The organism is Pseudomonas sp. NPDC090233, from assembly GCF_044772285.1.
GTDB lineage: Bacteria > Pseudomonadota > Gammaproteobacteria > Pseudomonadales > Pseudomonadaceae > Aquipseudomonas.
Map to the genome: position 1 here is coordinate 96,867 of NZ_JBIVYQ010000003.1, position 25,325 is coordinate 122,191.

Genomic DNA, 25,325 nt, shown 5'->3' on the forward strand with positions numbered 1-25,325 from the left:
TGCCCCTTGGACTATAGGAAGGTATGCAAACGCCGGTGGGTATCGTCCTGCTCGTCCAGCGGCAGGCGACGCTTGCCACTGAGGTAATGCAGGCTGAACACATCCAGGTAGGCATCCAACGCCTGCGAGGCCTGGCTGTCGCCGGCAAGGTCAAGGCACATGGCGGCGACCTCTGCGGTACAGAAATGATCGTCGCGCTTGGAGCGGCGCAAGCGATAGCGCGACATCTGCTCGGCCTGCAGGCTCAGCACCGGGAAACGCTCAAGGTATGGGCTCTTGCGGAACATCTTTCTGGCTTCGGTCCAGGTCGCATCCAGCAGGATGAATAACGGGCGCTTGCCAGGCTCGCGTACGACCTCGCTGACTACCCGCTCCTGGGCGACGAATTCGCCGGGGAAGACGATGTACGGCTGCCATTGCGGGTCGTCAAGCAACGCCAGCAAGCGTTCGTCCACCGACGTACGCAACCAGCCGAAGGCCGAGGTGTCTTCGATCAAATCGGCAATCAACCAACCTGTATTGGTCGGCTTCAGTGGCTCGGTATCGTGCATCAACAGGCAAACGCCAGAATCTGCCTGCACACGGGGCTTCCAGGCGCACAGGCAGTGGCTGGCGATTACCCTGCAGTCGGCGCAACGCTCGGCGCGTGAACCACGGGCGATGAATGGCTTGACGCTGCGAGCCAGGCGTTCGGCGCGCAGGCGCGCTACCGCATGGCTCATGCTGGCAAACCTCGGGATTGGGTGTGACTGGACACTGCGATAACTCGGAGGAAGCAAAGCGCCAGTCTACCAGAGCTGACATCTTTTGCCGTGCAGGCGGACGGGGTGGTCCCTTATAATCTGCGCTTTGGCGGCCGGTTTCATGGAACGCCAGCCGTCAGCGCATGTCAAAGCGCCAGTCATCGAACCAGGAGAGATTCATGCTGCGTCTTATCGTCCCGACCCTGAGCCTGTTGCTCACCCTGCCCCTGGCAGCCCAGGCGGCCTCCAAGCAGGAGTTCGAGCTGAACAAGATGCTGCAGAAGGTCGCAAAGGAAAGCAGCGTCGGTACCCCACGTGCGATCAACGAAGACATCCTTGACCAAGGCTACACCGCAGAAGGCAAGGCCTTGGTCAACCACCTGAGCGTGCGCCCGGAACATGCGGCACGCATGCAGTCAAACCCTGAGCAGGTGCGCAGCCAGTTGGGTGATAGCGTATGCCGGAACAGCGGCTACCGTAACCTGATGTCCAAAGGCGCGGTAATGGTCTACCGGTTTACCGTTTACAAAACCAATGAGCCTGTGATGGACCAAGCCTTCGACGCTGCCAGCTGCACAGCCGGCAACAAGAAAAAGTGATCAGCTGACCCGCTCATCCTGTGCGCGCTGCGGCTCTTCGTCAGCGCGCATCTCCGCCAGTAGCGCCTTCAAGTAGGGTGACTGGCACTCGAGCGCCGTCAACCGCCGTCGGCACTCCTCCTCCAGGCTCACATGATGAACCTGGGCCGCATTTTCCAGCTGCTGATACAGCTGCCGGTCTACCTCGATGACCAAGCGATGCATACCGCTACCTCCTGCATCGACACGTTTCGCTTCTCCAGTTAACCAAACCCTCACCGTCAATGGTCGTGCGCCGACGAGTGGCCAAACGGGTTCCGTCAGCATGAATGAGCGCGAGGGTCTAGATTGATAGCGAGTACCGACAAAACAACAAACTGCATCATGGCCTTGAAGGCCTACTGCAATGCTCGGGGTGCACACTCGAGCCAGAGCAGCCAGCGACGCACGTAGTGTCGCGGCCGAGCCAGGCCATCGGTTCGGTCAGAGGTTTTGCTGCAGAAGGAGACGTTTAATGCCTTACCAACTGAATGAAGCGTTGTTCAATCACTTCAGGGACAGCGGTATAGACCTGAGCAAGATCGACCAGCAGCTGCAACTGGTCGCACCAAACAGCCCCAACTTACCTCTATACCGCGACATGATGTTGACTGTCTTGCGCATGGCTCACGACGACAGTGACCGTTGGAGTGCCAAGATCACCCTGCAAGCCCTTCGCGAACTGGATCACTCGTTCCGTACCCTGCAACGCTACAAGGGCCGTCGCAAAGTCACTGTATTCGGCTCGGCGCGCACACCGCTTGAACACCCGATGTATGCGCTGGCCCGCGAACTGGGGGCTACTCTGGCCCGCTCAGATCTCATGGTCATTACCGGCGCCGGTGGCGGCATCATGGCCGCGGCGCATGAAGGTGCCGGCAGCGACCACAGCCTGGGGTTCAACATCACCCTGCCGTTCGAACAGCATGCCAACCCTACGGTGGATGGCACCGACAAGTTGCTACCCTTCCACTTCTTCTTCATTCGCAAGCTGTTCTTCGTCAAGGAAGCGGACGGCCTGGTGCTCTGCCCAGGTGGTTTCGGCACGCTGGATGAGGCGCTGGAAGTGCTGACACTGATCCAAACAGGTAAAAGCCCGCTGGTACCGGTGGTCCTGCTGGACTCACCCGGTGGTACCTTCTGGAGTGATTGCCTGAAATTTATCAGCAGGCAACTGGAGGAGAATCGCTATATCTTGCCCACTGACCTCAAACTGGTGCGCCTGGTACACAGCGCCGACGAGGCCGTGGAAGAGATCAATCAGTTCTACAGTAACTATCACTCCAGCCGCTGGCTGAAGAACCAGTTCGTGATACGCATGCACCATCGCCTCAGCGATGCCGCAGTGCAAGAGATTGAGGACGTATTTGCCGATTTGCGCCTCAGTGGCAAGTATCACCAGCATGCCGACAGTGGCGTGGAACATGAGACAGGCAATTACAGCCACCTGACCCGCTTGACCTTTGCCTTCAATGGCCGTGATCAAGGACGCCTGCGGGAGCTGGTGGACTTTATCAACCTTCCGGAAAATTGGGCCAAGCCACAGCCGATGCATACAACGCAAAGAGCTCGCGAAGCATTGAAGGTCAGTTAGCTGTGCTCAATCGTACAAGTCTCGGCCGCTCAGTAGGCGGCCGATCATGTCCATGGGGAAGCCACGGTAAGCGAGAAAGCGGGTCTGCTGGGCACGGCTGCGGGGGTCATGTGGACGCTCCCCTGCATATTTGCGCTGCCAGGCTTCCTGCAATCGCTCCGCCCAGTCAACACCACTTTCACGCAATGCCTGGTCGATATCGCCACGATTCAAGCCACGCAGCCCCAATTCTTCGCGAATGCGAGCAGGGCCGTAACCAGCGTTGGAACGGTATCGAATAAAGCTTTCCAGATAGCGGGCTTCACTAAGCAACCCTTCTTCGGCGAGCCGATCGAGCGCAGGCTCAATCAGCTCATCCGGGGCGCCGCGCTGACGCAGTTTACGCGTGAGCTCCACGCGGCCATGCTCGCGTCGCGCGAGCAGGTCCATGGCTGTCCGTCGAACGGCGACGGGGGTGTCGAGTACAACGGACATAAGCGATCAGGCAGCTATCAATAACCGGCGTCGGCGTCAGCCACGTCGTCGGCGTTGGCGTCGGCAGCAGCAGCCTTGCCGGCTTCGGCAACAGCGCCCGCCTTGAGCAGTTTCTCGCGAATCTGCTTCTCGATCTCGGCACCGATCGCAGGGTTCTCGTGCAGATACTTGGCAGCGTTTGCCTTGCCCTGACCGATCTTGTTGCCCTGATAGGCATACCAGGCACCCGACTTCTCGACCAGGCCTTGAGACACGCCCAAGTCGATGATTTCACCGTTGCGGTAGATGCCCTTGCCATAGAGGATCTGGAACTCGGCCTGACGAAATGGCGGCGAAACCTTGTTCTTGACGATCTTGACGCGGGTTTCGCTGCCCACCACTTCGTCGCCTTCCTTGACCGCGCCGGTACGGCGAATGTCCAGGCGCACCGAGGCGTAAAACTTCAAGGCGTTACCACCGGTGGTGGTTTCCGGGCTGCCGAACATCACGCCGATTTTCATACGGATCTGGTTGATGAAGATGACCAGGCAGTTGGCGTTCTTGATGTTACCGGTGATCTTGCGCAGCGCTTGGGACATCAGACGGGCCTGCAGGCCAACGTGCATGTCACCCATTTCGCCTTCGATTTCGGCCTTGGGTACCAGGGCTGCCACGGAGTCGACGATGATCACGTCTACCGCGTTGGAACGCACCAGCATGTCGGTGATTTCCAGGGCCTGCTCGCCGGTGTCCGGCTGCGAAACCAGCAGGTCGTCGACGTTGACGCCCAGCTTGCCGGCATACTCCGGGTCAAGCGCGTGCTCGGCGTCGACGAAGGCGCAGGTAGCGCCGGCCTTCTGGGCTTCGGCGATGACCGACAGGGTCAGCGTGGTTTTACCCGACGACTCCGGGCCGTAGATCTCGACGATACGGCCTTTGGGCAGGCCGCCGATGCCGAGGGCGATGTCCAGGCCGAGGGAGCCGGTAGAAATGGCCGGGATGCCGGTACGCTCATGATCGCCCATGCGCATGACTGCGCCCTTGCCGAATTGGCGTTCGATCTGACCCAGGGCCGCAGCCAAGGCGCGCTTCTTGTTGTCGTCCATTGAAATCCTCACGTGTTCGACTTGGCCCTGATGGCCGGAATACCTGTATAAGTAGCCAGTATTATTCCACAGGGAAGCGTTTGAGCAAACCCCTGTCGTCGAATTACTCGGCACCAAGCTGTAACAAGCCGTCTAACGCGGCGATCACCGTCTGTCGGCGCACCGCTTCGCGGTCGCCATCGAAGTGGCGGCGCTCGCTGATAATGTGTGTGCCATCAGCCCAGGCCAACCACACGGTGCCCACCGGTTTGGCCGGCGAACCTCCATCTGGCCCGGCTACACCGCTCACGGCAACGGCAAAGCGCGCGCCGCTGGCAGCCTGGGCGCCACGGGCCATGGCTTCGACCACTTCCTGGCTGACGGCGCCGACTTGGCTGAACAAAGTTGCAGAAACCCCAAGCTGGCGGGTTTTCTGGGCGTTGGAATAGGTCACGTAACCGGCCTCGAACCAGGCCGAACTGCCGGGCACACGGGTGATGGCCTCGGCAATGCCCCCGCCGGTGCAGGATTCGGCGGTGGTGACTTGGGCGTTGAGACGGCGCAGGTGCTCGCCCAGGCGGGTGGAAAGAACGGTGATCGGGTCCATGGTCGGTTCCTTGGCGTGAGGGGAACACCGTAGCATTTGGTTATACGAAGTGCATGTCTGTAGGAGCGGATTCATCCGCGATGCGCCGCGCGGGCGGCGCTCGATCTCAAGAGCGCTGCAAATCCATCGACAAGCGCCCCTCAATAACCCCGCACCCCCCGCACATAATCCTGACAAGCCCGCAACGCGATCAACCCCCGGTCCCCTGCATCGGTGATGGCGATAATTCGTCCAGCAAGCGCTGGCTCAAGTCGGGCGCGTACGGTTGCATGATCCACGCCGCCGGCGCTGGCGGCGGCAGGCACTGCGGTGCAGGCGCTGTCGCGTTCGACCAGGACCGACAGGCGCAGATCGGCAGTAGCGAGGCGATCACGCAGGCGAGCTTGAGCCTGTTGCGCATCGGTAAGCTCCTTGAAATGTCGGCTTTCACTTTCCTCCAGGCGTTGCTCAACGGCCTGCCGCTGCTCGCGCTCGGCCAGTAGCCGCGCGGTCGTGGCATCGGCCTGGGCTTGCGCCTGTTGCGCCAGTTGCCGCTCATAGCGCCAGCCCTGGACCTGCCAGGCCAACGCTGCGGACAGCAGCAACAAGAACGCACCAAGCCCCAGCTGCCATCGGCTCAACACAGCACCTCACGCGCCCGGGCCCAAAGCTGCAAGCGATCCTCCAGCCCGTTCAAGCCGCCATTGATATGACGGGTGATGCGGTTGAACTCGCCGCGATCGGCCAACGCATTCAGCCCGCGCGAATGCCAGAACCACGCCGCCGACTCGCACGCCCAGCGCGGCTGTTCGAGCAGTTGCGGCGTTGCCAGCAGGCGCTCGTCACCAAACAGCGCGCGGCTGCAGGCTTGGTAATTATTGCGACCGGTGACCTGAATCAAGCCACGGCCACAATACAACTGACCATCACCGTCGGCTTGCGGGGTGTTGCCCAGCCGCAGGGCAAGGCTGCCGGTGTCATAACGTGCCAAGTAACGTTCATTGCCCAACTCCTTCACGTAGCGAAACTGGCCTGACTCATGACCCACCTGGGCCAGAAAGGCCGCCACACGCCTGGGGCTGTCGATTTCCCAACGCGGCAGCGTGACATTCAGTGCCGAAAGAAAAACGCCCGCGACAGGGCGGGCGTTGGGCAGGATCTGTAGCAGTTGTGGTTCTGTGAGCATGTCGATTTTCCTTCCTTGTTTCCTGGGTATCAGCTGCTCAAGCCTTGATCGCAGCTCCCCGTCGTGACGCAGCACCCTTGGCCTGCACCTTGCCCGCCTTGCCACCATTGCCTTGCACCGTGGTACGCCAGCCGGAGCCGGTGAACACCTGCTCCACGGAATCGATCTGGTAGTGGCCATCGAGGCCGACGACAAAACCGTGCAGGTCGATGCTACGTTCGGCGAACAGGTCGGTGCGTCCGGGCAAGTCGAGGCGCACCTTGGCGGTCGCACGGTTGAAATTGGCCAAACGCGCCCTGGCGGCCTGTTCGGCGGCGGCGCGATTTGGATAGAGATGACGATCGATATGCACTGGCCGGCCCTCCTCAGGCGCTTCGTAGCCGCCCAACTCGACCGTTTTCAGCACACCGCTGGCACTGTCCTGATAGCGGGTGCGCACAGCCTTGCGCGCGGCCTTGTCATCCAGGCGAAAATGCCATTCGCTAACGTCGCTGCGGGCAATGCTGGCCACGTCCAGTGGCTGGCCGCTGGCGCTGTGCCCCGCCTGGCGCGGCAGCACCAGCAATTGGCCATTGGCGAGCTTGGCGGTGCAGTCGTACTGACGGGCCAGGCGGGTGATGAAATTGAAGTCCGACTCGTTGTACTGATCGATCCGCGGCACCTGGCTGGTCACTGGGCAGATCGCCTGCCAGCCGTTGCGCGCGCCGATTTCGGCGACGATGCTTTGCAAAGCTACCGCCTCCCAGCTGCCGCTGCGAATGGTCCTGCCGCTGCCACGCAAGTCACTGGCCTTGCCGCGTATTACCAGGGTATCGGGCGGGCCGGACAGCTCGACCTCATCCACCGTGTAACGGCCCACCAGGGTCAGCGGTTGCCCGGAATAGCCCAGGTGCACCTCGATCACCGCGCCCCGGGAAGGCAGCGCAACGGCACCGTCACGGGCATCGATGTGTAACTCGAAATCGTCGGATTCCATACCGGGTTCGTCGGTGGTGCGCAGCAGCAGCAGGCGGTCGTTGATCAGTGCCGTGATGTCCTGACCATCGGCCTGGATGCGAAATTGCGGTTGCATGGCATCAGCTCCAGAGCTGCACGGTGCTGGCCGCAGCCGCTGCCATGTCAGGCAAGCGAATGATCACCCCGCTGCGAAACGGCTGGCGTTCATCGGCCAGCCCTTGATTGGCTTGCAGCACGGCTTCGACACTGCCGTCGAGGTGCCCGTAGTGGTGGTGGCAGAGGGTGTCGAGCACGTCGCCCTCAGATGTTCTGCAGATCTTGCCCATAGCTGACGAACTCCAGTGAGAAGCCTTGTTTGCGAGGAATGCCGCCGGCCAGCAAGGTGCCCTGCTCTTCCTCGATGCTGGTCAGGCACCAGGTGCCGAGGACTTCGCCGTAGCCTGTGGTCAGCGACAACGGCAGCAGTTGACGGCCGATGCCGCGCAGCGCCTGCAACTGGCCGAGGCCGCCTTTGAAGCCCGGAAAGATCGCACCACGGATACTGATGTTCTCTTCGCCCAGGCTTACCGCCTGCTGCGCGCTGTCGCGGCTCAGGCGCTCCTGGCCGGCCCAGCGAAAGCGGGTTTGCCGGCGTAGCTGGTCGAAGGCAGCGGTGTCGAGATTGAAGTAATACGGTGACGTATTCGCCTTGAGCGGTTGCAGTACCAGTAGATGCGGGAACGGTTTGATCGCCTCTGCCGCCGGTGTCGCCTCGGGCGCGAAACCAAAGGTCGACAGCACGCCGCTGGCCACCGCACGTGCATCGCCGATCACTCGGCGGATTGCCGCGCCAGCCTTGCCCAAGTGTTCATCGAAGGCGTCGACCTGATCGCGCACCTTGCGCACCACCTCGACGGTACGGTCATATTTGCCAATGACGTTGTCGACGCGCTGCTTGGCCGAGTCAATGGCGCGCATCGTGCGTTGCAGGCGCTTGCCAATGTCCGGGCCGATCCAAGGCAAGGCTTCCAGTTCGGCGGCTGCCTCCTTGGCATGGCCGACCGCCTGGCTCATGGGGTCGAGCATGGCGTCGGCACGCCGACGCCCCTCCTCACCCGCCCTGACCAAGGCATGCAGCCCGCCTTGGAGCTGTTCCAGATAAGTCATGAAAAGATCCTCAGGCGTAAATGGGATCGGAAAGCTGGGTAGCCGCCTGACGGCTGATCAGCTCTTGAAGCGTGCGTTGCACCATCGCCTCCAAACGCTGCATCACCGCTGGATCATCCAGGTTTCCATCAACCGTTACCGGCATGTTGGTATTGAAGGTGTAATGGTGGTTTATCGGCTGAGGCTCTTTTGCTTGCGAGGTGGGCAGGCTGGCAGGCTCTGGCAGCGCCGTCGCGGGCGGTGGCACGCGCATGGGCAACGGTCGATCGTCTGGCGCCTCATCCAACCTTTCTCGTGAGGTAGGCCGGAGCAGCGACACAGGCGCCAGCGATGGCTGCTTGGCGGCTTTTTGCTGCCTCGCAGCTGCGTGTGTCAGCAAGTGCCGGGTGATCCGGGTACTCACCTGCTCATCGACATACTCCGTCTTGGGCAACGGGGTGAGCGAATGCTTGAGCGGATCCAGCAGTGACACCTGGGTTAACAGGCGACGCTCCACTGGTTGTTGTCGCGCCAGTTCGGGTGATGACAGCAGGCGCTTGCCGGTTTGCGCCCCTAGCTGAAGGTCAACGAATGGCTGGTTCGGAACGGGCGTGACGCGCTGCTTGGCTGGGTCGAGGAGCGAAACGGCAGGCAATGGCTTACGAACCTCTGGCTGACGATCGCCCCCGACCAGTTGCCGGCCGATCCATCCTCCCACTGCGGTACCGGCCTCATCACCCAGCGTCCCACCCACGGTCATGCCAATCGACGGGTTGATGAAGGGCAAGAATCTCTTGACCACTACCGCACCGCCAACAGAGCCGATCAGGCCACCTACAGCACCGCCATAGCCTGCCCACGCCTGCTCTGCCGTCGTCGCGGTCGCGTAGGTATGGCCCGCCTTCAGTACCGCCTCCAGCAAGACATTTTTCCCCTCATCCTTGAGGACCTCGCCGACCGTCTTCCAGGGCGGTGGACGCTTGCCGATATCCGTAGGCGAAGGGCCTGCATCTGCGCCGAGGGGAGAAGGTTCATTGGCCGCCGGACTGTTGTTGCCCAACCAACCCTGTAGCTTTCTCCAACTCGGCACTGAAACGTCTTTTCCGATTGCGTGAATGCCCGCAACGGAGCCGATGCCCACCCCTGCCAGCAGATCTTTCTCAATGGAGCCCGGCAAGGCTTCAGTGGCGGCGTGAGGCGTGGTAGTCGTTGCCGCGCCAGCTTCACTCGCAATATCCGATTCAGGTTCAGGTGCCAGACGTTTACCCAGTGCCGCCCCGGCCTTGTCGCCGAAGAAACCGCCAACCACCTTCCCGTACTCGACATTCTTGCCCGCGTATTTGCTTACTGCCGCCCCAAGCGCACTTCCTGCAAGTCCTCCAACCGCACCGCCCAGCCCTTCACCCCAATCTTGCGCAGTCGAAGCGGTCGCAGCGGTGGTACCTAGTTTCAGTAGCGCATCCAGCCTACCTTCTCGAAATGCCGCCGTTCCCGCGCCGAGCGCCTGCGAGCCGCGTCGCCGGGCACCGTGGCCCGGCTCCGTCGAAGGCATAGCATCAGCGCCCAGAGGGTAATCATCCGGCTCGAGAGGTGAAGCTCGCGCTCTGGACGCAGCCCTTGACGAAAGCGGCTCGACAACAGCGTTGGCCTGGACCTTCCTGCTCTGCGCCACGGCCTCATCGGCCCCATCTTCAACAGGCTCGGCAATGGGCGATTCGGCTTGCGACGGCTGAGGCGCTCTTTGCCTCAGCGATTGAACAACGCGCCCGAGAATTCGGTTCTGATGACTGAACACCTGTGCGAGGTTGACCTGATCATGTTCGGGGTCGGAGCGTGGCTGTTGCGACGCATCCGTTGCTGCGGATCTGTTCGCCATCCTTTCCTTCCTATCACTCAGTGAGCCACCAGACCATGTCGCTGAACGACATGGTCATGATTTCGCTCGCGGAAAAGTTCAGCTCCTTGGCCAGCCGCCGAGCGGCGGCCTTCTGCCGGGCCGGGTCAAAGTTCGTCGTCCTGGACCAGGCGAAAGTACCCGGCCTGCAGGCGGCTGTAGTCCTTCAGGGCGAGGCCTTCGAGGTCCTTGATACCGACCTCGGCCAGCGACGCGAACAAATTCAGCTCGCGCTGCTCGTCGTCAGCGCTGCCGCCGGCCTGAGCATTGCGGATATCGCGAACAGTGGGCGCGCGCAGCGTCAGGCTGTCGACCTGCACGCCATTGGCCTCGCTGGCGCGGGACAGGCGCACGGTGACGCGCTCGTCACTCAGGGTCAGCCACTGCGGCTGCTTTTTCGCTTGAGCCATGGTTGCCTCCTTACAGGCCAAGCGCAGCGCGCTGGGCGGCCAGTTGGTCGACGCCGTCGATCACGCGCTTCATGCCCAGTGCGTCGATCTCGTACACCAGGCGCCCGTCGACCTCCAACTTGTAGTAGCTCAGGCCGACACTGTGCTTGATCTCGGCCTTGTCGCCCGACTTCCAGTCGCCCATGTCGATTTCCTTGAGCGTGCCCCGCAGGCTGACCACCACCGGGGTGATCTTGCCCTTAAGGCCTTTGAAGGCACCGCGGAAGGTGCCGTTGAAACCACTGCCATCGGCCAGGCCGAAGAACTTCAGGGCCTCCCGGCGCACGCCGGTGGTGGTGAAAGCGGCTTCCTGCTTCTCCATGCCCAGGTCCATTTCGACCGGCATGTCCATGCCGCCGGGGCGGTGTTCTTCCATCTTCAGGGTGAGTTTGGGCAAGGTCAGGCTGGGTACATCGCCCTGGAAGCTGACGCCATCGACGAACAGGTTCAGGTTGGCCAGGGTTTCGGGAATCATTGCCATGTAAATGCGCTCCTTAAGCGGCGGAATCGAGGACTTCGGTCAGCCACTGGTTAGTGACTTCAACGCGGAAATTGGGGTTTTCGGCAGGCGGCACGTCGGTGAAGCGGATGTTCCAATAGACCTTGCCCTGCTCGAGCTGGCTGGCGGTGTTTAGTTCCGGGTCGGCGAAGACCTCGAAGTTGATGATCGCGCCCTGGTTCTTCAGGTCGCGCATGAAGGCCTGCAGGCCTTCGGTGACATCCTTCACATAGGTCGCGGTGATCGAACGGTCGACCGCCCACTTGTGCCCATAGAGGATCGCGTCCATGACGATGTCCATGGTCCGCACACGGGTGACGAAGGCCCATTTCGGGTCGCTCGACAACGTGCGGTTGCCCCACAGGCGGAAGCCATCGTCGCGGATGATGGTGGCGATGTTGGCGTTGTTCAGCAGGTTGGCGCGGCAGCTGTCGTCGCCATCGAGGAACTCGACCGGGCGGGTGGTGCCGGTGATGCCGACGAATTCCTTGTTCGATGGCGAGGCCCAGAAGCCGTACTCGCTGTCGGTCCAGGCGAACAGGCCGGCGACCCAGGCCGAGCCCGGCGCGTCGACAGTGGCTTCCTCGCCGTTGTCCCAGTGCTGCACACCCGGGTCGACCAGGAAGGCGCGCTTGGCACCAAAATTCTTGGCGTAGGCGATGGCCGCTTCGTCGGTGGTATTAGGGCCATCGATGATGGCGATACCGCGCAGCTTGTCGGCCAGCGCCACCAATGCGGTGCCAACTGCCTGAGTGGCGCTGTGGCGCGGTGCCGCCAGCAGACGCGGCTGGGCGTTGAAACGGCTCTTGCCGTCGAGCAGCGCTTGCAGGCCGGTGCGCTTGCCGTCGGCCTGCACGGTGCCGATGATCGCCGAGGTCTGCTCGGCGGCGTCTTCGAGCTTGGCCACGCCACAGGCGACGATGACTGCCTTGGCGCGGGTGTAGATGGCCCGGCAGGCCTTGGTGATGGCCGCGTTTTCGCCGAAGGCGGCGACGGCTTCGCGTTCGCTGGTGATCAGCACCAGGTCGTTGGCCTTGGCGGTGGCGCCAGGGCCTTCGGTGAAGGTGTCGACCAGGCCGATGATCGAGGAGGAAGGCAGCGCGATGCTGCGGGCGCCGGTGTCGACGTTGGTGACGGTGACGCCGTGGAAGAATCCAGTCATAGAATTAAACTCCAAGATGGGTACGCCTCAGTTAGAGGTCGTTTTGAAAAAAAACCGCTGTGCGGGAATCTTTATTCAGAAAACTCAGCAGGCTCAATACGTTGCTTAGATAACCAGTCAAGCAAAGCAGGCTCATCCGGACTCAGCGGCCACGTATCTATCGGGGAAGACTTGGCATCTAGCTGCAGACGTGCCAGATCAATACGGTATTCTTTCCAGGCTTTCAAAGCTGTTTGCTCGTCATCCGTTGCAAGATTGAGGTCAACAGCATCCTGTAAAGGATTGATGCGATAAGAAGCGAACTGGCTAAGCAGGTCTCGCTTGTGCAACATATTTTGGTAAAGGACGGCATTTTGAGCAGCCTGATCGACCTTCCAACCTCCGTCGACCCAAACATCGAACTGCGTGTTCGGTTCCTGAAGAGTCAAGTCAATGGGAAGTGCCCCCAACGTTTGCCAAACCTGGGCTTCACGCGTTTGGGTACTGTAGACCGTTGCCCCTCGATGATCTTCAACCTGCTGCCAAATTGCACCATTGAGGCCAATAACGGGAGCAAAGCCGTCTTGAATTTCAGGTAATTCGATAGCATAACTATGCGCGGGCAACAACCAAGTCCCAGGTTCAAGCGGACTTGGATCAGCTGTTACAGTGCCAACAAATTCACCATCAGGGTTGACTGAGCACAAAACTGGAACAACTACGCCAGGTTGCAACCACCAACTCGCCTCTACAGGTTCTTCGCTCTCTGCTATCACGTCTTCGACCAGTAAAGTATTAGACATTTATTGACCCTCAATATTTGATGCAAGCTAGATAGGCAACGTTGTAGGGTCGGGCCTCATTCTCACCAGAAGCGCTTACAGTAATCGTGTGCGTATGTGCACCGGCCACATCCGTCCCCAACACCCCCTCTCCGTAATACGGCTCATCACCAAAGATCGCGTTTCCATCGGTGCCAGGCCCGCGATCAAGCTTCACGTTTATCGTGTGGGAATGACCACCAGCACTCGACATCGATGCACCATGGCCATGACTCAGGTTTGCGCTTTGCTGAGGCGAACCGAAGGTACGTCCTTTATCTAGATTGCGGCCGTCGTCCCAACCGCGGTCGAAGCTACCGCGCGCATCGGGCAGGCTGAATGTCGTCGAGCCGTCACCAGCCCCGAACGTAGTTCCGATTGCGGCAAACAGACGGGCATAGGTGGTACGTGATACAACTGCTCCGTTCCGCTTGAGCCAACCAGTGGGTGGAGAAGCCATCGCAAAGTAGCCCACCATCCCTGGCGGGACACCAAAATCATTGATGGCGGTTGACACAAAGTTAGTAGTTGCAAGGCGGGTTGACGAATCTGAAGCGGGTGGTGAAATCGCCCGCGGAGAGCCGGCAAAGGAAGGTGAGTCTAACGGCGCTGACTCCACCAATTTTGAGCGATTATTAACAATCCAGTCATTACCAGCGGACACCAGTTCGACCGATTCATTTGCTGCTAATGGCAGGGATGTTCCAGACATCGCGGCAGCCCAGCGCAGCGTCCCAGAAGTGGCTTTTAACGTTAATTGGCCAGTGCTTTCATTTCGTAGGGCAATTGTACGCCCGTTTATAATTCCGCTTCCTTCAGGTAACGTGATCGTCAGATTTGATGCAGTTACCCGATAGAGAGTGCCAGTGGAACCACCATTAAGTACGGTGTCTGCACTGATATTGACCGACGCAATGTAACCTCGCGGCTCTACCAGTCCGTTTCGCAAAGATTGTAACGCTGTTTGTACGAAGGCGGTCGTCGCAATGCTGGTATCGTTATCACCCGCAGACGGTGTAGGCGCTTTTGGATCACCGGTAAAAGACGGCGAATCAAGGTAGGCCGTTTCCCGCCATTCCGACCAATTGCTAGCTCCGAAGTATGAACGGGCAAACACCCTGGCATTAACTGTATCCGTACCATAAAGTGTTTGAACAATACGCCCCTGAGCACCTGATAAATTATTCCGACCAGTAACAGACAGCAGCGCCCAGTTAATCCCCGCAGGTTTCGTTCCAGAAACTGTTGCAGTCCCAATTCCAAACAGGCCATTACTCAAGGTCGGGTCGTCGATATCGGTGACATACGTCGGGGAAATAGAGCCAATGCCGAATACCTTGATGGCTGACTGTACGAATGCTGTGGTGGCAATACTGGTGTCGTTATCACCCACTGCAGCAGTCGGTGCAGTGGGGTTTCCCGTGAAGATGGGAGACTCCGAAGTAGCAACATCCCGCCATTCTGCAAAAGTAGAATTCCGGCCTCGCCAGAACAGTTTCATATTTGCCTGGGTGGACGTCGCCACACCTGCAATCTGAAAACTGGCAGTGGTCGAATACTGGATATTCAAAAGCAGAATTGTGTTCGCCGCGCTTGGATAGGGTGAATTAACTGCAGAGCCTACAGCCTTGAAAAACCCAGTCGTCACTGGAGCATTGAAATCACTGATAGTCGGTACTGCACTGCTGCCAAGGCCAAATGACGCCATGCCCTGCAACAACGCTGCCATCGTGGCTATCTGATTTGTGTTGGTACCCACAGCCGCGGTGGGTGCTTCTGGCGTACCCGACAGCTTGGGCGAAACAAGTGGCGCTTTTTTTGCCAATTCGTTGAGCACAGTATTGGCAAAGTTCGGATCATTACCGATAGCCGTGGCCAGTTCTTTCAGCGTATCGAGTGCGCCAGGTGATGAATCCACCAGGCCGGCCACGGCACTGGCTACTGAAGTTGCGATGGCTTGAGTAACTTCGGCCTTGGTAAAAGTTTCGGCTTTGGTATAAACATCGGTGATACCGTAACCTGCAACTGTGCTCGGATTGGTTGCAGACACGACCCGTCCATACTTGTCTACCTGTACACTGCGGTACGTCCCTGCAGCTACTCCTGTGCGACCGAACGCCATTTCAAAGGTCAAGCCTGTAACACCCAGATTAACAACTGAATCAGTCACCAGTTGCCAGGCGCTATCACTGTTCGCAGTGCCCTTTTCCACCAAGATAAGCAGACCTGGTGTTACCTTTGTGCTCGTGTCAGCATCGGCACAACGAGCCCACGCCGCTCCAAGGACAACGGTGTAGATTCCATTATCCTTGCTGGAAGTTTGATTTTTGACCAACACCCGTGCGCCTGCAGTCAACGCCACGCCGTCAACCGTCTGAATACCACTCAACTCAATATTGCCCGTGGTAGCAGCCAGCACCGAATGCTTGAAATCCTGTTTGGCCAGTTCCTCTGTCACCCACTCGCGGGTAGCCAGCACCACCGCCGGGTCGATCTTCAGCTGTACATTGCTGGCGCTGCTGACCACCAGGTTCATCCGCACCACCTGGGTACGCCCCGAGCCCTGGCTGAGCAGCGGTTTGTAGGTGGGCGCGCAGTTGGCCACGGCGACCATGTCGCCGTCGGCGTCATAAAGCGCGATTTCGCGAATCCACTTGCCGCCGACATCTGCCGGGATGACCTGCTCGGCGATGATGATGGCGCTGTTCTTGTCGTCCACCTTCAGTTGATTCAGCGGCGCACGGCGCCATTCGTTGATCAGGCTGCTCTGGGTGGCGTTGGGTGTGGGGTCGGTGCCGTTGGCATCGCCGACGCCCATCTGGGTGATTTTCCACGCAATGCCCAAGGCATCCGCGTTGGCTTGTTTCGCCGCGCCCACGTTGGTGAGGATGGCGTAGAACTGAGAAGTCTGGTCAACCATGTGCAATGTCCAAGGTATCGATTGTATGTTCGCGGCCACCGCGACCGATGGCGCCAATGACCTCGATGTCACGTGGCGCCAGCGGGTAGATGTCCAGTTCGTCGCCGTCCTGGATCGCGCAGCCGATGTGCACGGCGCCACGGCTTTCGAGGCTGATCACCAGGCCGCTCAGATGGCGGCTGACTGGGCGGGCGTCGTCGATCAGCGACGACAGTTCCTGGTAGGTGCTTTCGCTGATGCCGGCATCGGAGACGCCGATCTTCAAGGCGAACGTGCCGGCGGTCGCAGGCGGCGTGGCTTGCCACCATTCCTCCACTTCGATCAGGTAACCGAACGGCTCCACCACCCGCCGCAGCGCACCGAGGGTGCCTTTGTGGGCATGGACGAAGAATGCCGAGCGGATCACCGAGCGCTTGATCGCGTCGCTCCAGCTGTCCTCCCAGCGGTCCACCGACCAGGCCCAGGCCAGTTGATAAAGCAGATGTGGCGGGCACGTGTCAGGGTTATAGAGCTGGCGCAGGCTGACCTTGAGGTCTTCGTCGGCGGCCACCTCGATGGCCCGCTCCAGCGGGGTGTGGTTGAGCGGCAACAGGCTCTGCATGTCAGCCTCCACGCTTGAGCGAGAAGCCAGTGCACCAGGCGGCCTGGGCCTTGCTCGGGCGAATGTCGGCCCAGTCGCTCAGCTCTACCCGGCTGACGCCGTCGATGTGCAACTGGGCATCGATACCTGAACGGGATACTTCCACACCCAGACGTCGTCGGGGATTGATCCAGGCTTCCAACCGGCGCTGGCACTCGGCAAGGATCGCTTCGTATTCAGGGCCGCTATCAGCCAGGTACAACACGGCATCGATGCGGTACGGCAGCACTACAGCGCTGCGGACATTGAGCCGGTCGGCCACCGGGCGGATATCGTCGTCATTGAGATAAGCGCCAACCTGTGCGAGCAACGCGGCACTGGCCGTGCCGTTGCCCTCCAGGCTCAGCACCGTGACATCCACCACGGCCGGCGACGGGCTTTCGGCGGTGGCGTCAGCCACCTGCCCCGAAGCGTTGCGGGCATGCAGGATGTAGCTGTTGCGTGGGCCCGCCGTGGTCAGGCCTTCGTAGACCAGCTGGACGCGCTCACGCAGGGCGTCGTCGGATTCCAGCAATGCTGCGGTGGGCGGCACGCTGGCAAGGTCTTCGGCCTGAATCACCAGCCTTTGTACACTGACATTCGCCGCCAACTGATCCAGGTCGCTGCCTTGGGCATACGCCAGCAGCAGCGCCTTGGCGGCGTCGTTGATACGGGCGCGGTTGAGCAGCTTGCGGTAGGCGCCGACCTCCAGAAGCTTGGTCACCGGATCGCTCTCGAGGTTGGCTGTCCAGCCTTCCCCAAGGTATGCCTGAAAAGTGTCGAGGTCAGCCTGGTAAAGGGTTTCGAAATCGAGATCTTCCAGCAGCTGCGGTGCTGGCAGTTTAGACAGGTCGACCTGACTCATACGCTGACCTCCAGAAGAGCGTCATCGCCCAGGTAACGACCACTCAAAGCCAGGTTGACCTGGCCGTCGAGCACGGCCACCACCTTGACCCGCTGCAGCTCCAGCCGTGGCTCCCAGCGGCCCAAGGCCCGGGCGACTTCAGCCTGAACGGCGCTTTTCCAGCCCTCATTGACAGGCAGGTCGACAAAGCGGCGCAGTTGGCTGCCGTATTCAGGACGCATGCGCCGGCTGCCCAGCGGTGTGGTCAGAATGTCTTCTATGGATTGGCGTAGATGGGCGATGCCGGCCAAAGGCTGTCCAGTGCGGCGGTCCATCCCGATCATGGCGCACCTCCCGCTGTGCCCGCGTCCAGTTGATGGATGTGCATGGCAATCTCCTGAGATGAAAAAGCCCGCAGTCGCGGGCTAGGTTCAATGCTTGTGGTTGGCGGTGTTGCCAGCGGTGTCGATGATCCGCCCGCCGCCGTTGATGTCGCCGCTGACACGCAGCGGCCCGTCGAGGGTGACGTTGCCGGTGAGGCTGATTGCGCTAGCCTGCAAGCTGATGGCGCCATCGCTGACCTCCACGGTGCTGGCACCGACCTTGATGCTGGCAGTGCCGCTGGGCAAGTGGATGTCGTAACGCCGCGCCTGCCAGTCGTAAGTCAGCGAACCGCCATCGTCGAACTGCCAGGTTTCGGCATGCTCGCGCAGGTCTGGCGGATTGCCGGCGTCGCCATAAAGGCCGGGAATGAAGGTGCCCTGGGCAGGCTCGCCACTGGGGCTGAGCAACACGCCCTGCTCGCCCAGGCTGGGTGCCCGCCAATGCCGAGCCTTGCCTGCAGCCAGCGCATGCCAGCGCAACCAGGCACTTGTCCAGCCACTGCCATCGGAAACCCGCACGCGGGCAGCGGCAAGGTCGACCGCCACCACCCGACAGGGGATCAGCAGGCATGCCAGCATGCGGTCATGCATAGCACTGACGTAACTCATGCAAAGTCCTCAGGTGCCTGGTAATGGCCTTCGTTGCCCAAACCGATGTCCGGCGCGAAACCCAGCACCAGGCTGCCTGGCGGCTGGTCTGGCCAAGGCCAGCGCGGCTCACCGAGCAACACCGGCTGGTCCCAGCGCACCGTCCAGGCGCTGCCCTCGAACTGCGCCTGCACATTGCGGCTGGCTTCCACGTAATCCAGCGCCCAATGCTGCTGGCGCAACAGGTCCATCAGTTGCGCGGCCAGCAGACTGCCTTGCAGGCGGGCCTCTGGATTGGCGCTGTCGGCGGTGATGTCCGCCTCGAACGTGGCGACCAGTACCGAGCGGCCGTCACGCGGCGCGGCATCGGCGGTCATGCGCACGATGCCATGGCGCAATGCCGGGCGCTCAGGAGCATTTCCTACAGTTGTATAAGCATCTACAGACGCCAGATCCGGTATCGCCTCACGGATGGTTGCGGTTACTGCTGCATGCAACGTGGCTAATTCGCTCATGCATATCCTCCTTATCGCTCGTCGCTTGGGGCGGCGTCACGCAAGCCCAAGCGCTTGATCGCCCAGCGTTCGTAGAGACGCATAGCCACATCGGCCCCGCCCACTGCGGTCAGGCAACCAAAGGCGCTGGCCGCCCAGATCGACAGGCCGCCGGCATACAGCAGCATTACCGTCGACACCCCGCAGACCATGCAGGCCCCGGAACGCAACGCCAGCCGCCTGAGCAGTGACCAGCCGGTGGCGCCCGCCTTGTCTGCCCGCCACATTTCGCCACTGAGGCCGCCCAGCAATGCCAGGACGATTACCAGCCAGAGCGGCATCTCCAGCAACGCTTGTTGCTCGTTCGTCACTGTCCTGTCTCCTGTGTGAAGCCTGTCGGCAGTTGCCTGCAGGCTGGGTTGTTGTTGAACTCGACATTCCAAAAAGCCCGGTTGCCAGGCTTTTCAGTAATGCGTTGTCGAACTGCAGGCCACGACTGGTGACGCCATGCAGTTCCGCTACAAATTGGTGATTCCGACCGCGGCCACCTGCCCGCCGGATAACTGTTCGTGGTGCTTTACGCTGCACACCCGGGCCAGTTGCCAACCCTCTGAACAGTTGAGGCCTGTTCATCGCTGCCTGTGTAACAACCGGTTTCCGTCCGGCTTGAGACACAGGCTATGCATTCGTGCATATGCAGTCAATGCATTTCTTCAAATTTCTATGCGCTTGATTTTGCGCAAACGCATGAAATCCTTTAGCGCCAAGGGTTGTAGGGCTTTTCTCCAGACGAAAAAAAACCCGCCGGAGCGGGTTTTCCATTCGAAGGAGCGGTCAGCGGGCGTACATGCCCCACCAGAACACATGGCCTAGCAAGCTGATCTGCTCCTCCTGCATCTGCTGGAAACTGTAGTCCTCATCGGGGTGCTCATCGCGGTTGAAGCTGCGCAGGCGGATGCCGGTAGGTAGCCGGTAGACCTGCTTCACCCGCAACTGGCCGTTGTGATTGATGGCGTAAAGGTCGCCATCGATGATATCGCCGATCGAACACTTGCCGGTGTTGACCCCGACCGTCGCACCGTCGCGCAGCACCGGCAGCATGCTGTTGCCGCGCACCGTCACGCATTTGGCCTGGTCGAACTGCACGCCATTGTGGCGCAGGCTCCGCTTGCCAAAGCGCAGGCGCGCACGCTCGCTTTCCTCGATGACGAATCTTCCTGATCCTGCTGCCAATTCGACCTCACGAAGAAAGGGGACCGACACCTCGTCGTCCTCGACGGGCGTTTCATCGTCCCACAGGCTGATGTCGCTGAGGTCCGCATGACCGTGCGCCGGCAATGCCGCCTCGCGCGATGCGCCGAGCTCGGCACGGCCGCGCAGTTGCTCGGTGCTGACGCCGAAATAGTCGGCGATCTTCGACACGTGTTTATCCGAAGGGTCGACGATTTTCTCGCCGAGGATCCGCGACAGGGTGGATTGAGGCACGCCCGTGCGCCGGTGCAGCTCTGTCGGAGACAAGCCGTGGCGGTCGAGCAGTTCTCTAAGTACGGTAGCTACGTTGCGTTTTTGCATAAGCTGCATAATGACGGGGGATCAGCCGAAATGCAATGCATCAGGTAAGCGTGCATGCCCGATGGTGCTGCCTGCATCCGGGTGAAAAAGCCTGTACCATTGCCGGTTTCACAATCGCCAACCAGATCACCCGCTGTAAGGCCCTGAATGTCTGATCTTTCCGCACACACCCCGATGATGCAGCAGTACTGGAAGCTGAAAAACCAGCACCCGGACCAGCTGATGTTCTACCGCATGGGCGACTTTTACGAGATCTTCTACGAAGACGCGAAAAAAGCCGCGAAACTGCTGGATATCACCCTGACCGCGCGCGGTCAGTCGGCTGGCCAGTCGATCCCCATGTGCGGGATTCCGTTCCATTCGCTGGAAGGCTACCTGGCCAAACTGGTCAAGCTCGGCGAGTCGGTGGTGATCTGCGAACAGATTGGCGACCCGGCCACCAGCAAAGGCCCGGTGGAACGCCAGGTGGTGCGCATCATCACCCCTGGCACGATCAGTGACGAAGCGCTGCTCGATGAGCGCCGCGACAACCTGATCGCCGCGCTGCTGGGCGACGAGCGCCTGTTCGGCCTGGCGGTACTGGACATCACCAGCGGCAACTTCAGCGTGCAGGAGATCAAGGGCTGGGAGAACTTGCTGGCCGAGCTCGAACGCCTCAACCCGGTCGAGCTGTTGATCCCCGACGATTGGCCGCGTGATCTTCCGGCCGAGAAACGTCGCGGTGCGCATCGGCGTGCCCCTTGGGACTTCGACCGCGACTCGGCGCGCAAGGCGCTCTGCCAGCAGTTCGCGACCAAAGACCTCAAGGGCTTTGGCTGCGACAAGCTGACTCTGGCCATCGGTGCCGCCGGCTGCCTGCTGACCTACGCCAAGGAAACCCAGCGCACCGCCCTGCCGCACCTGCGCAGCCTGCGCCACGAGCGTCTGGACGACACGGTGATCCTCGACGGTGCCAGCCGCCGCAACCTGGAACTGGACATCAACCTCGCCGGCGGGCGCGACAATACCCTGCAGTCGGTGATCGACCGCTGCCAGACCGCCATGGCCAGCCGCTTGCTGAGCCGCTGGCTGAATCGCCCGCTGCGTGACCTCAAGGTCCTGCAAGCCCGCCAGGATTCGATCCGTTGCCTGCTCGACGGCTACCGCTTCGAAAAACTGCAGCCGCAGCTCAAGGAAATCGGCGATATCGAGCGGATTCTCGCCCGTATCGGCCTGCGCAACGCCCGCCCACGGGACCTGGCGCGCCTGCGCGATGCCCTCGGCGCCCTGCCCGAGCTGCAGAACGCAATGTCCGAGCTGGAGGCGCCGCACCTGGCGCGCCTGGCGGCCATCACCGGCACCTATCCGGAGCTCGCCAGCCTGCTGGAGCGGGCGATCATCGACAACCCGCCAGCGGTGATCCGCGACGGCGGCGTGCTCAAGGCCGGCTACGACAACGAGCTGGACGAGCTGCTGGCCATCAGTGAAAACGCCGGCCAGTTCCTCATAGACCTGGAAGCCCGTGAGAAGGCCCGCACCGGCCTTGCCAACCTCAAGGTCGGCTACAACCGTGTTCACGGCTACTTCATCGAGCTGCCGACCAAGCAGGCCGAACAAGCCCCGGGCGACTACATTCGGCGGCAGACCCTCAAGGGTGCCGAGCGTTTCATCACCCCGGAGCTCAAGGCATTCGAGGACAAGGCGTTGTCGGCCAAGAGCCGCGCCCTGGCCCGCGAGAAGATGCTCTACGACGCGCTGCTGGAAACCCTCATCAGCCACCTCGCCCCGCTGCAGGACAGCGCCGCCGCGCTGGCTGAACTGGACGTGCTGAGCAACCTCGGCGAACGTGCGCTGAACCTCGACCTGAACTGCCCACGCTTCGTCGACGAGCCGTGCCTGCGTATCGAGCAGGGCCGTCACCCGGTGGTCGAGCAGGTGCTGACCACGCCGTTCGTGGCCAACGACCTGGGCCTGGACAACAGCACTCGCATGCTGATCATCACCGGCCCAAACATGGGTGGTAAGTCCACCTACATGCGCCAGACCGCGCTGATCGTGCTGATGGCCCACATCGGCAGTTTCGTCCCGGCGGCCAGCTGTGAGCTGTCGCTGGTCGACCGCATCTTCACCCGTATCGGCTCCAGCGATGACCTGGCCGGTGGACGCTCGACCTTCATGGTCGAGATGAGCGAGACCGCCAATATCCTGCACAACGCCACCGACCGCAGCCTGGTGCTGATGGACGAAGTGGGCCGCGGCACCAGTACCTTCGACGGCCTTTCCCTGGCCTGGGCGGCCGCCGAGCGCCTGGCACAGCTGCGCGCCTACACGTTGTTCGCCACGCACTACTTCGAGCTGACCGTGCTGCCGGAAAGCGAGCCGCTGGTAGCCAACGTGCACCTCAACGCCACCGAGCACAACGAGCGCATCGTGTTCCTGCACCACGTGCTGCCTGGCCCGGCCAGCCAAAGCTATGGCCTGGCCGTGGCACAGTTGGCCGGCGTGCCGTCGCCGGTGATCCAGCGAGCCCGTGAACACCTGGGCCGCCTGGAAACCAGCAGCCTGCCGCATGAATTACCCGCATCGAAAAAAGCCAAGGGCGAGCCACAAGCACCGCACCAGAGCGACCTGTTCGCCAGCCTGCCACATCCGGCCATCGAGAAGCTGGGCAAGCTGGACCTTGACGACATGACCCCCCGTCAAGCTATCGAAATGCTATATCAACTAAAGAACCTGTTATAACGGCGCCCACTACAAGCTGGTAGAATCCGCCGCGGTTTGCTGGTGCTGCAGGTTATTAGCCTGGCCTGCAGCCACATGCCCGTAAACCGCGCGGCCCTGAGAGGAAGGGCCGCCGCCGTTGCCTGAGGAGAGAACTAGAAATGACCTTCGTCGTCACCGACAACTGCATCAAATGCAAATACACCGACTGCGTGGAAGTCTGCCCGGTGGACTGCTTCTACGAAGGCCCGAACTTCCTGGTGATTCACCCGGACGAGTGCATCGACTGTGCACTGTGCGAGCCTGAATGCCCGGCCCAGGCCATCTTCTCGGAAGACGAAATACCTGCGGGCATGGAGAACTTCATCGAGCTCAACGCCGAGCTGGCTGAAGTCTGGCCAAACATCACCGAGCGTAAGGATGCCCTGCCAGACGCCGAAGAGTGGGATGGCAAGCCCGGCAAGATCGCTGATCTGGAGCGCTAAGCGTCCAGATACGAAAAAGGCCCGCAACGGGCCTTTTTTCATTTTCTGCGGGCAAAAAAAAGGGGCGGTTTGACCCGCCCACATTTTTTCCGTAGTCCCTGCTTGTCCCAAACATCGTCCTTAATGAAATCGCTTCTTGCGATGTCCTTGGCCTTCTCCCTGAAAGCCTGTGCATGTCCGTGTGCACAGTTCGAATACTAGCGATTTCTGAGAGGCAGACAACTGCGAAATCTCTCAAAAGATTACCGGGGACACACTTCCACACATCTAAAAAATCCTTTTATTTCATATACTTATGAATGCGTACTAGTTGGAAACGACAATGATTTACCCCTGGTTACACGGAAGGCTTACACAACGAGTAAGCAAAGGCTTACACGCGATGCATCCAGGGTAGCGCCGTACACATTCCCTGGTTCCAGGATTCAGATCGCACAAATGAAAACGCCCCGAGGTCATCGGGGCGTTCTTGATACCAGCGGCAACGCTTACTGGAACAGCGACTCGCTGGACAACCCGTTCTTTTCCAGGATCTCACGCAGGCGCTTGAGGCCTTCGACCTGAATCTGCCGTACCCGCTCGCGGGTCAGGCCGATCTCCAGGCCAACGTCTTCCAGGGTGCTACTCTCATGACCACGCAGGCCGAAACGGCGGACTACCACTTCACGCTGCTTGTCAGTCAGCTCACCGAGCCACTGATCGATGCTCTGCGACAGGTCGTCATCCTGCAGCAGCTCGCACGGGTCGGTTGGCCGATCATCGGTGAGCGTGTCGAGCAGTGTCTTATCCGAATCCGGGCCTAGCGATACGTCCACCGACGACACCCGCTCGTTAAGGCCGAGCATGCGCTTGACCTCGGCAACGGGCTTCTCCAGCAGGGTGGCGATTTCTTCAGGAGAGGGTTCGTGATCGAGCTTCTGGGTCAGCTCCCGCGCGGCACGCAGGTAGACGTTGAGTTCCTTGACCACATGGATCGGCAGGCGAATGGTGCGGGTCTGGTTCATGATCGCCCGTTCGATGGTCTGGCGGATCCACCAGGTCGCATAGGTCGAGAAACGGAAACCGCGCTCCGGGTCGAACTTCTCGACTGCACGAATCAGCCCCAGGTTGCCTTCCTCGATCAGGTCGAGCAACGACAGGCCGCGATTGACGTAACGACGGGCAATTTTCACAACCAGGCGCAGGTTGCTTTCGATCATGCGCTTGCGGCCAGCGGGATCGCCCTTCTGCGACAGTCGCGCGAAGTGCACTTCCTCTTCCGGCGAAAGCAGAGGCGAGAAACCGATCTCGTTGAGATACAGCTGGGTGGCATCGAGCGCCCGGCTATAATCGATGTACTTGTGCTGCTTGAGCGAAGAGCCTGATTTGGCCCTGGTCCGAACCGACGGTACAGCAGGTTCGTCTGACACCACATCCGTTTCCAAAACGATGCCCGTCTCCATCAGGAGGACGTCATCGTCGATGTCAAACTCCGGCGCTTCTTTATTGAGAGCCATTGTTATAGTCCTTTGCTGAGTTCGAACTCAGACTCGAGCGGCGCCTGCATCCCTGGCATCGCTGGAGCCTGTCC

At 60.7% G+C, this 25,325-nt stretch carries 28 protein-coding genes and 1 pseudogene; 4 read left to right on the forward strand and 25 right to left on the reverse strand.

Annotation, left to right across the window (positions count from 1 at the left end; all coding sequences use genetic code 11):
• Positions 1–11 precede the first annotated feature (11 nt).
• The gene (locus ACIQUF_RS08550; protein WP_403130533.1) at positions 12–722 is read right to left on the reverse strand and encodes a tRNA-uridine aminocarboxypropyltransferase; all 711 of its coding nucleotides are present in this window, start codon (positions 720–722) and stop codon (positions 12–14) included.
• A 200-nt stretch (positions 723–922) separates the two neighbouring features.
• Here ACIQUF_RS08550 and ACIQUF_RS08555 point away from each other — a divergent pair, with 200 nt between their 5' ends.
• Positions 923–1,342, forward strand: coding sequence for a quorum-sensing-regulated virulence factor family protein (locus tag ACIQUF_RS08555; protein ID WP_403130535.1), 420 nt, complete (start codon positions 923–925; stop codon positions 1,340–1,342).
• On the opposite strand, the gene ACIQUF_RS08560 is transcribed toward ACIQUF_RS08555, so the two are convergent.
• Entirely contained in the window at positions 1,343–1,546 is a 204-nt protein-coding gene (locus tag ACIQUF_RS08560) for a hypothetical protein (protein WP_403130538.1), read from the reverse strand. It abuts the gene before it with no gap.
• 289 nt (positions 1,547–1,835) lie between these two features.
• On the opposite strand from ACIQUF_RS08560, the gene ACIQUF_RS08565 reads away from it, so the two are divergent.
• Positions 1,836–2,954 (forward strand): LOG family protein, encoded by a 1,119-nt coding sequence (locus tag ACIQUF_RS08565; RefSeq protein ID WP_403130541.1) that lies wholly within the window; start codon positions 1,836–1,838, stop codon positions 2,952–2,954.
• Positions 2,955–2,960: 6 nt separating this feature from the next.
• On the opposite strand, the gene recX is transcribed toward ACIQUF_RS08565, so the two are convergent.
• The 22 genes and pseudogenes from recX to ACIQUF_RS08675 form a co-directional block, all read right to left on the reverse strand.
• Positions 2,961–3,428: a recombination regulator RecX gene (gene recX / locus ACIQUF_RS08570; RefSeq protein ID WP_403130543.1), complete on the reverse strand. Its 468-nt coding sequence runs from the start codon at positions 3,426–3,428 to the stop codon at positions 2,961–2,963.
• A gap of 17 nt (positions 3,429–3,445) precedes the next feature.
• Positions 3,446–4,513 (reverse strand): recombinase RecA, encoded by a 1,068-nt coding sequence (gene recA, locus ACIQUF_RS08575; protein ID WP_400795960.1) that lies wholly within the window; start codon positions 4,511–4,513, stop codon positions 3,446–3,448.
• A gap of 103 nt (positions 4,514–4,616) precedes the next feature.
• On the reverse strand, positions 4,617–5,099 hold the full coding sequence (locus ACIQUF_RS08580) for a CinA family protein (RefSeq protein WP_403130544.1): 483 nt from the start codon (positions 5,097–5,099) through the stop codon (positions 4,617–4,619).
• Positions 5,100–5,239: 140 nt separating this feature from the next.
• Positions 5,240–5,722 (reverse strand): lysis system i-spanin subunit Rz, encoded by a 483-nt coding sequence (locus tag ACIQUF_RS08585; protein ID WP_403130546.1) that lies wholly within the window; start codon positions 5,720–5,722, stop codon positions 5,240–5,242.
• A complete protein-coding gene (locus ACIQUF_RS08590) occupies positions 5,716–6,264 on the reverse strand; it encodes a glycoside hydrolase family 19 protein (protein WP_403130549.1) in 549 nt (182 codons plus the stop codon). The genes ACIQUF_RS08585 and ACIQUF_RS08590 overlap by 7 nt, the downstream gene beginning before the upstream one ends.
• A gap of 37 nt (positions 6,265–6,301) precedes the next feature.
• Entirely contained in the window at positions 6,302–7,336 is a 1,035-nt protein-coding gene (locus ACIQUF_RS08595; RefSeq protein WP_403130550.1) for a phage late control D family protein, read from the reverse strand.
• 4 nt (positions 7,337–7,340) lie between these two features.
• Positions 7,341–7,547 carry a tail protein X gene (locus ACIQUF_RS08600; RefSeq protein WP_403130552.1) on the reverse strand — a complete coding sequence of 69 codons (207 nt, stop codon included), beginning with the start codon at positions 7,545–7,547 and terminating at the stop codon, positions 7,341–7,343.
• The gene (locus ACIQUF_RS08605; RefSeq protein ID WP_403130555.1) at positions 7,522–8,367 is read right to left on the reverse strand and encodes a phage tail protein; all 846 of its coding nucleotides are present in this window, start codon (positions 8,365–8,367) and stop codon (positions 7,522–7,524) included. Before ACIQUF_RS08605 ends, ACIQUF_RS08600 begins: the two co-directional genes overlap by 26 nt.
• A gap of 10 nt (positions 8,368–8,377) precedes the next feature.
• A complete protein-coding gene (locus ACIQUF_RS08610) occupies positions 8,378–10,222 on the reverse strand; it encodes a hypothetical protein (RefSeq protein ID WP_403130557.1) in 1,845 nt (614 codons plus the stop codon).
• Positions 10,223–10,347: 125 nt separating this feature from the next.
• The gene (locus ACIQUF_RS08615) at positions 10,348–10,650 is read right to left on the reverse strand and encodes a phage tail assembly protein (RefSeq protein WP_403130559.1); all 303 of its coding nucleotides are present in this window, start codon (positions 10,648–10,650) and stop codon (positions 10,348–10,350) included.
• A 10-nt stretch (positions 10,651–10,660) separates the two neighbouring features.
• Positions 10,661–11,170: a phage major tail tube protein gene (locus ACIQUF_RS08620; RefSeq protein WP_403130561.1), complete on the reverse strand. Its 510-nt coding sequence runs from the start codon at positions 11,168–11,170 to the stop codon at positions 10,661–10,663.
• 13 nt (positions 11,171–11,183) lie between these two features.
• Positions 11,184–12,350, reverse strand: a complete 1,167-nt coding sequence (locus ACIQUF_RS08625) for a phage tail sheath subtilisin-like domain-containing protein (protein WP_403130564.1) — start codon at positions 12,348–12,350, stop codon at positions 11,184–11,186.
• A 71-nt stretch (positions 12,351–12,421) separates the two neighbouring features.
• Positions 12,422–13,132, reverse strand: a complete 711-nt coding sequence (locus tag ACIQUF_RS08630; protein WP_403130566.1) for a tail fiber assembly protein — start codon at positions 13,130–13,132, stop codon at positions 12,422–12,424.
• 10 nt (positions 13,133–13,142) lie between these two features.
• Positions 13,143–15,272 carry a phage tail protein gene (locus ACIQUF_RS08635; RefSeq protein ID WP_403131382.1) on the reverse strand — a complete coding sequence of 710 codons (2,130 nt, stop codon included), beginning with the start codon at positions 15,270–15,272 and terminating at the stop codon, positions 13,143–13,145.
• Positions 15,273–16,070 (reverse strand): annotated as a pseudogene (locus tag ACIQUF_RS08640) (phage tail protein); the annotation flags it as partial.
• Positions 16,063–16,671 carry a phage tail protein I gene (locus ACIQUF_RS08645; protein WP_403130569.1) on the reverse strand — a complete coding sequence of 203 codons (609 nt, stop codon included), beginning with the start codon at positions 16,669–16,671 and terminating at the stop codon, positions 16,063–16,065. The pseudogene ACIQUF_RS08640 and the gene ACIQUF_RS08645, both read right to left, overlap by 8 nt.
• Position 16,672: 1 nt before the next feature.
• Positions 16,673–17,554: a baseplate J/gp47 family protein gene (locus tag ACIQUF_RS08650; protein WP_403130571.1), complete on the reverse strand. Its 882-nt coding sequence runs from the start codon at positions 17,552–17,554 to the stop codon at positions 16,673–16,675.
• Positions 17,551–17,877, reverse strand: coding sequence for a GPW/gp25 family protein (locus ACIQUF_RS08655; RefSeq protein WP_403130574.1), 327 nt, complete (start codon positions 17,875–17,877; stop codon positions 17,551–17,553). The genes ACIQUF_RS08650 and ACIQUF_RS08655 overlap by 4 nt, the downstream gene beginning before the upstream one ends.
• A gap of 87 nt (positions 17,878–17,964) precedes the next feature.
• Entirely contained in the window at positions 17,965–18,525 is a 561-nt protein-coding gene (locus ACIQUF_RS08660; RefSeq protein ID WP_403130577.1) for a phage baseplate assembly protein V, read from the reverse strand.
• On the reverse strand, positions 18,522–19,019 hold the full coding sequence (locus ACIQUF_RS08665; RefSeq protein ID WP_403130580.1) for a hypothetical protein: 498 nt from the start codon (positions 19,017–19,019) through the stop codon (positions 18,522–18,524). The genes ACIQUF_RS08660 and ACIQUF_RS08665 overlap by 4 nt, the downstream gene beginning before the upstream one ends.
• 11 nt (positions 19,020–19,030) lie before the next feature.
• Positions 19,031–19,369, reverse strand: a complete 339-nt coding sequence (locus tag ACIQUF_RS08670; RefSeq protein ID WP_403130581.1) for a phage holin family protein — start codon at positions 19,367–19,369, stop codon at positions 19,031–19,033.
• A gap of 463 nt (positions 19,370–19,832) precedes the next feature.
• The gene (locus tag ACIQUF_RS08675) at positions 19,833–20,579 is read right to left on the reverse strand and encodes a helix-turn-helix transcriptional regulator (protein ID WP_403130584.1); all 747 of its coding nucleotides are present in this window, start codon (positions 20,577–20,579) and stop codon (positions 19,833–19,835) included.
• A 138-nt stretch (positions 20,580–20,717) separates the two neighbouring features.
• On the opposite strand from ACIQUF_RS08675, the gene mutS reads away from it, so the two are divergent.
• Together mutS and fdxA are read left to right on the forward strand one after the other, a co-directional pair.
• On the forward strand, positions 20,718–23,291 hold the full coding sequence (mutS, locus tag ACIQUF_RS08680) for a DNA mismatch repair protein MutS (RefSeq protein WP_403130586.1): 2,574 nt from the start codon (positions 20,718–20,720) through the stop codon (positions 23,289–23,291).
• 140 nt (positions 23,292–23,431) lie between these two features.
• Complete coding sequence (fdxA, locus tag ACIQUF_RS08685; RefSeq protein WP_060510084.1) at positions 23,432–23,755, forward strand: ferredoxin FdxA; 324 nt, start codon at positions 23,432–23,434, stop codon at positions 23,753–23,755.
• A gap of 488 nt (positions 23,756–24,243) precedes the next feature.
• Here fdxA and rpoS read toward each other — a convergent pair whose 3' ends face one another.
• Positions 24,244–25,251 (reverse strand): RNA polymerase sigma factor RpoS, encoded by a 1,008-nt coding sequence (gene rpoS / locus ACIQUF_RS08690; protein ID WP_008099655.1) that lies wholly within the window; start codon positions 25,249–25,251, stop codon positions 24,244–24,246.
• Positions 25,252–25,325: the final 74 nt, after the last annotated feature.

What these genes read in the sequence shown, in the direction of transcription:
- ACIQUF_RS08550 (WP_403130533.1), bottom strand. Translation starts at nt 722, where the DNA reads ATGAGCCATGCGGTAGCGCGCCTGCGCGCCGAACGCCTGGCTCGCAGC.
- ACIQUF_RS08555 (WP_403130535.1), top strand. Translation starts at nt 923, where the DNA reads ATGCTGCGTCTTATCGTCCCGACCCTGAGCCTGTTGCTCACCCTGCCC.
- ACIQUF_RS08560 (WP_403130538.1), bottom strand. Translation starts at nt 1,546, where the DNA reads ATGCATCGCTTGGTCATCGAGGTAGACCGGCAGCTGTATCAGCAGCTG.
- ACIQUF_RS08565 (WP_403130541.1), top strand. Translation starts at nt 1,836, where the DNA reads ATGCCTTACCAACTGAATGAAGCGTTGTTCAATCACTTCAGGGACAGC.
- recX (WP_403130543.1), bottom strand. Translation starts at nt 3,428, where the DNA reads ATGTCCGTTGTACTCGACACCCCCGTCGCCGTTCGACGGACAGCCATG.
- recA (WP_400795960.1), bottom strand. Translation starts at nt 4,513, where the DNA reads ATGGACGACAACAAGAAGCGCGCCTTGGCTGCGGCCCTGGGTCAGATC.
- ACIQUF_RS08580 (WP_403130544.1), bottom strand. Translation starts at nt 5,099, where the DNA reads ATGGACCCGATCACCGTTCTTTCCACCCGCCTGGGCGAGCACCTGCGC.
- ACIQUF_RS08590 (WP_403130549.1), bottom strand. Translation starts at nt 6,264, where the DNA reads ATGCTCACAGAACCACAACTGCTACAGATCCTGCCCAACGCCCGCCCT.
- ACIQUF_RS08595 (WP_403130550.1), bottom strand. Translation starts at nt 7,336, where the DNA reads ATGCAACCGCAATTTCGCATCCAGGCCGATGGTCAGGACATCACGGCA.
- ACIQUF_RS08600 (WP_403130552.1), bottom strand. Translation starts at nt 7,547, where the DNA reads ATGGGCAAGATCTGCAGAACATCTGAGGGCGACGTGCTCGACACCCTC.
- ACIQUF_RS08605 (WP_403130555.1), bottom strand. Translation starts at nt 8,367, where the DNA reads ATGACTTATCTGGAACAGCTCCAAGGCGGGCTGCATGCCTTGGTCAGG.
- ACIQUF_RS08610 (WP_403130557.1), bottom strand. Translation starts at nt 10,222, where the DNA reads ATGGCGAACAGATCCGCAGCAACGGATGCGTCGCAACAGCCACGCTCC.
- ACIQUF_RS08615 (WP_403130559.1), bottom strand. Translation starts at nt 10,650, where the DNA reads ATGGCTCAAGCGAAAAAGCAGCCGCAGTGGCTGACCCTGAGTGACGAG.
- ACIQUF_RS08620 (WP_403130561.1), bottom strand. Translation starts at nt 11,170, where the DNA reads ATGGCAATGATTCCCGAAACCCTGGCCAACCTGAACCTGTTCGTCGAT.
- ACIQUF_RS08625 (WP_403130564.1), bottom strand. Translation starts at nt 12,350, where the DNA reads ATGACTGGATTCTTCCACGGCGTCACCGTCACCAACGTCGACACCGGC.
- ACIQUF_RS08630 (WP_403130566.1), bottom strand. Translation starts at nt 13,132, where the DNA reads ATGTCTAATACTTTACTGGTCGAAGACGTGATAGCAGAGAGCGAAGAA.
- ACIQUF_RS08635 (WP_403131382.1), bottom strand. Translation starts at nt 15,272, where the DNA reads ATGGCGTTCGGTCGCACAGGAGTAGCTGCAGGGACGTACCGCAGTGTA.
- ACIQUF_RS08645 (WP_403130569.1), bottom strand. Translation starts at nt 16,671, where the DNA reads ATGCAGAGCCTGTTGCCGCTCAACCACACCCCGCTGGAGCGGGCCATC.
- ACIQUF_RS08650 (WP_403130571.1), bottom strand. Translation starts at nt 17,554, where the DNA reads ATGAGTCAGGTCGACCTGTCTAAACTGCCAGCACCGCAGCTGCTGGAA.
- ACIQUF_RS08655 (WP_403130574.1), bottom strand. Translation starts at nt 17,877, where the DNA reads ATGATCGGGATGGACCGCCGCACTGGACAGCCTTTGGCCGGCATCGCC.
- ACIQUF_RS08660 (WP_403130577.1), bottom strand. Translation starts at nt 18,525, where the DNA reads ATGAGTTACGTCAGTGCTATGCATGACCGCATGCTGGCATGCCTGCTG.
- ACIQUF_RS08665 (WP_403130580.1), bottom strand. Translation starts at nt 19,019, where the DNA reads ATGAGCGAATTAGCCACGTTGCATGCAGCAGTAACCGCAACCATCCGT.
- ACIQUF_RS08675 (WP_403130584.1), bottom strand. Translation starts at nt 20,579, where the DNA reads ATGCAGCTTATGCAAAAACGCAACGTAGCTACCGTACTTAGAGAACTG.
- mutS (WP_403130586.1), top strand. Translation starts at nt 20,718, where the DNA reads ATGTCTGATCTTTCCGCACACACCCCGATGATGCAGCAGTACTGGAAG.
- fdxA (WP_060510084.1), top strand. Translation starts at nt 23,432, where the DNA reads ATGACCTTCGTCGTCACCGACAACTGCATCAAATGCAAATACACCGAC.
- rpoS (WP_008099655.1), bottom strand. Translation starts at nt 25,251, where the DNA reads ATGGCTCTCAATAAAGAAGCGCCGGAGTTTGACATCGACGATGACGTC.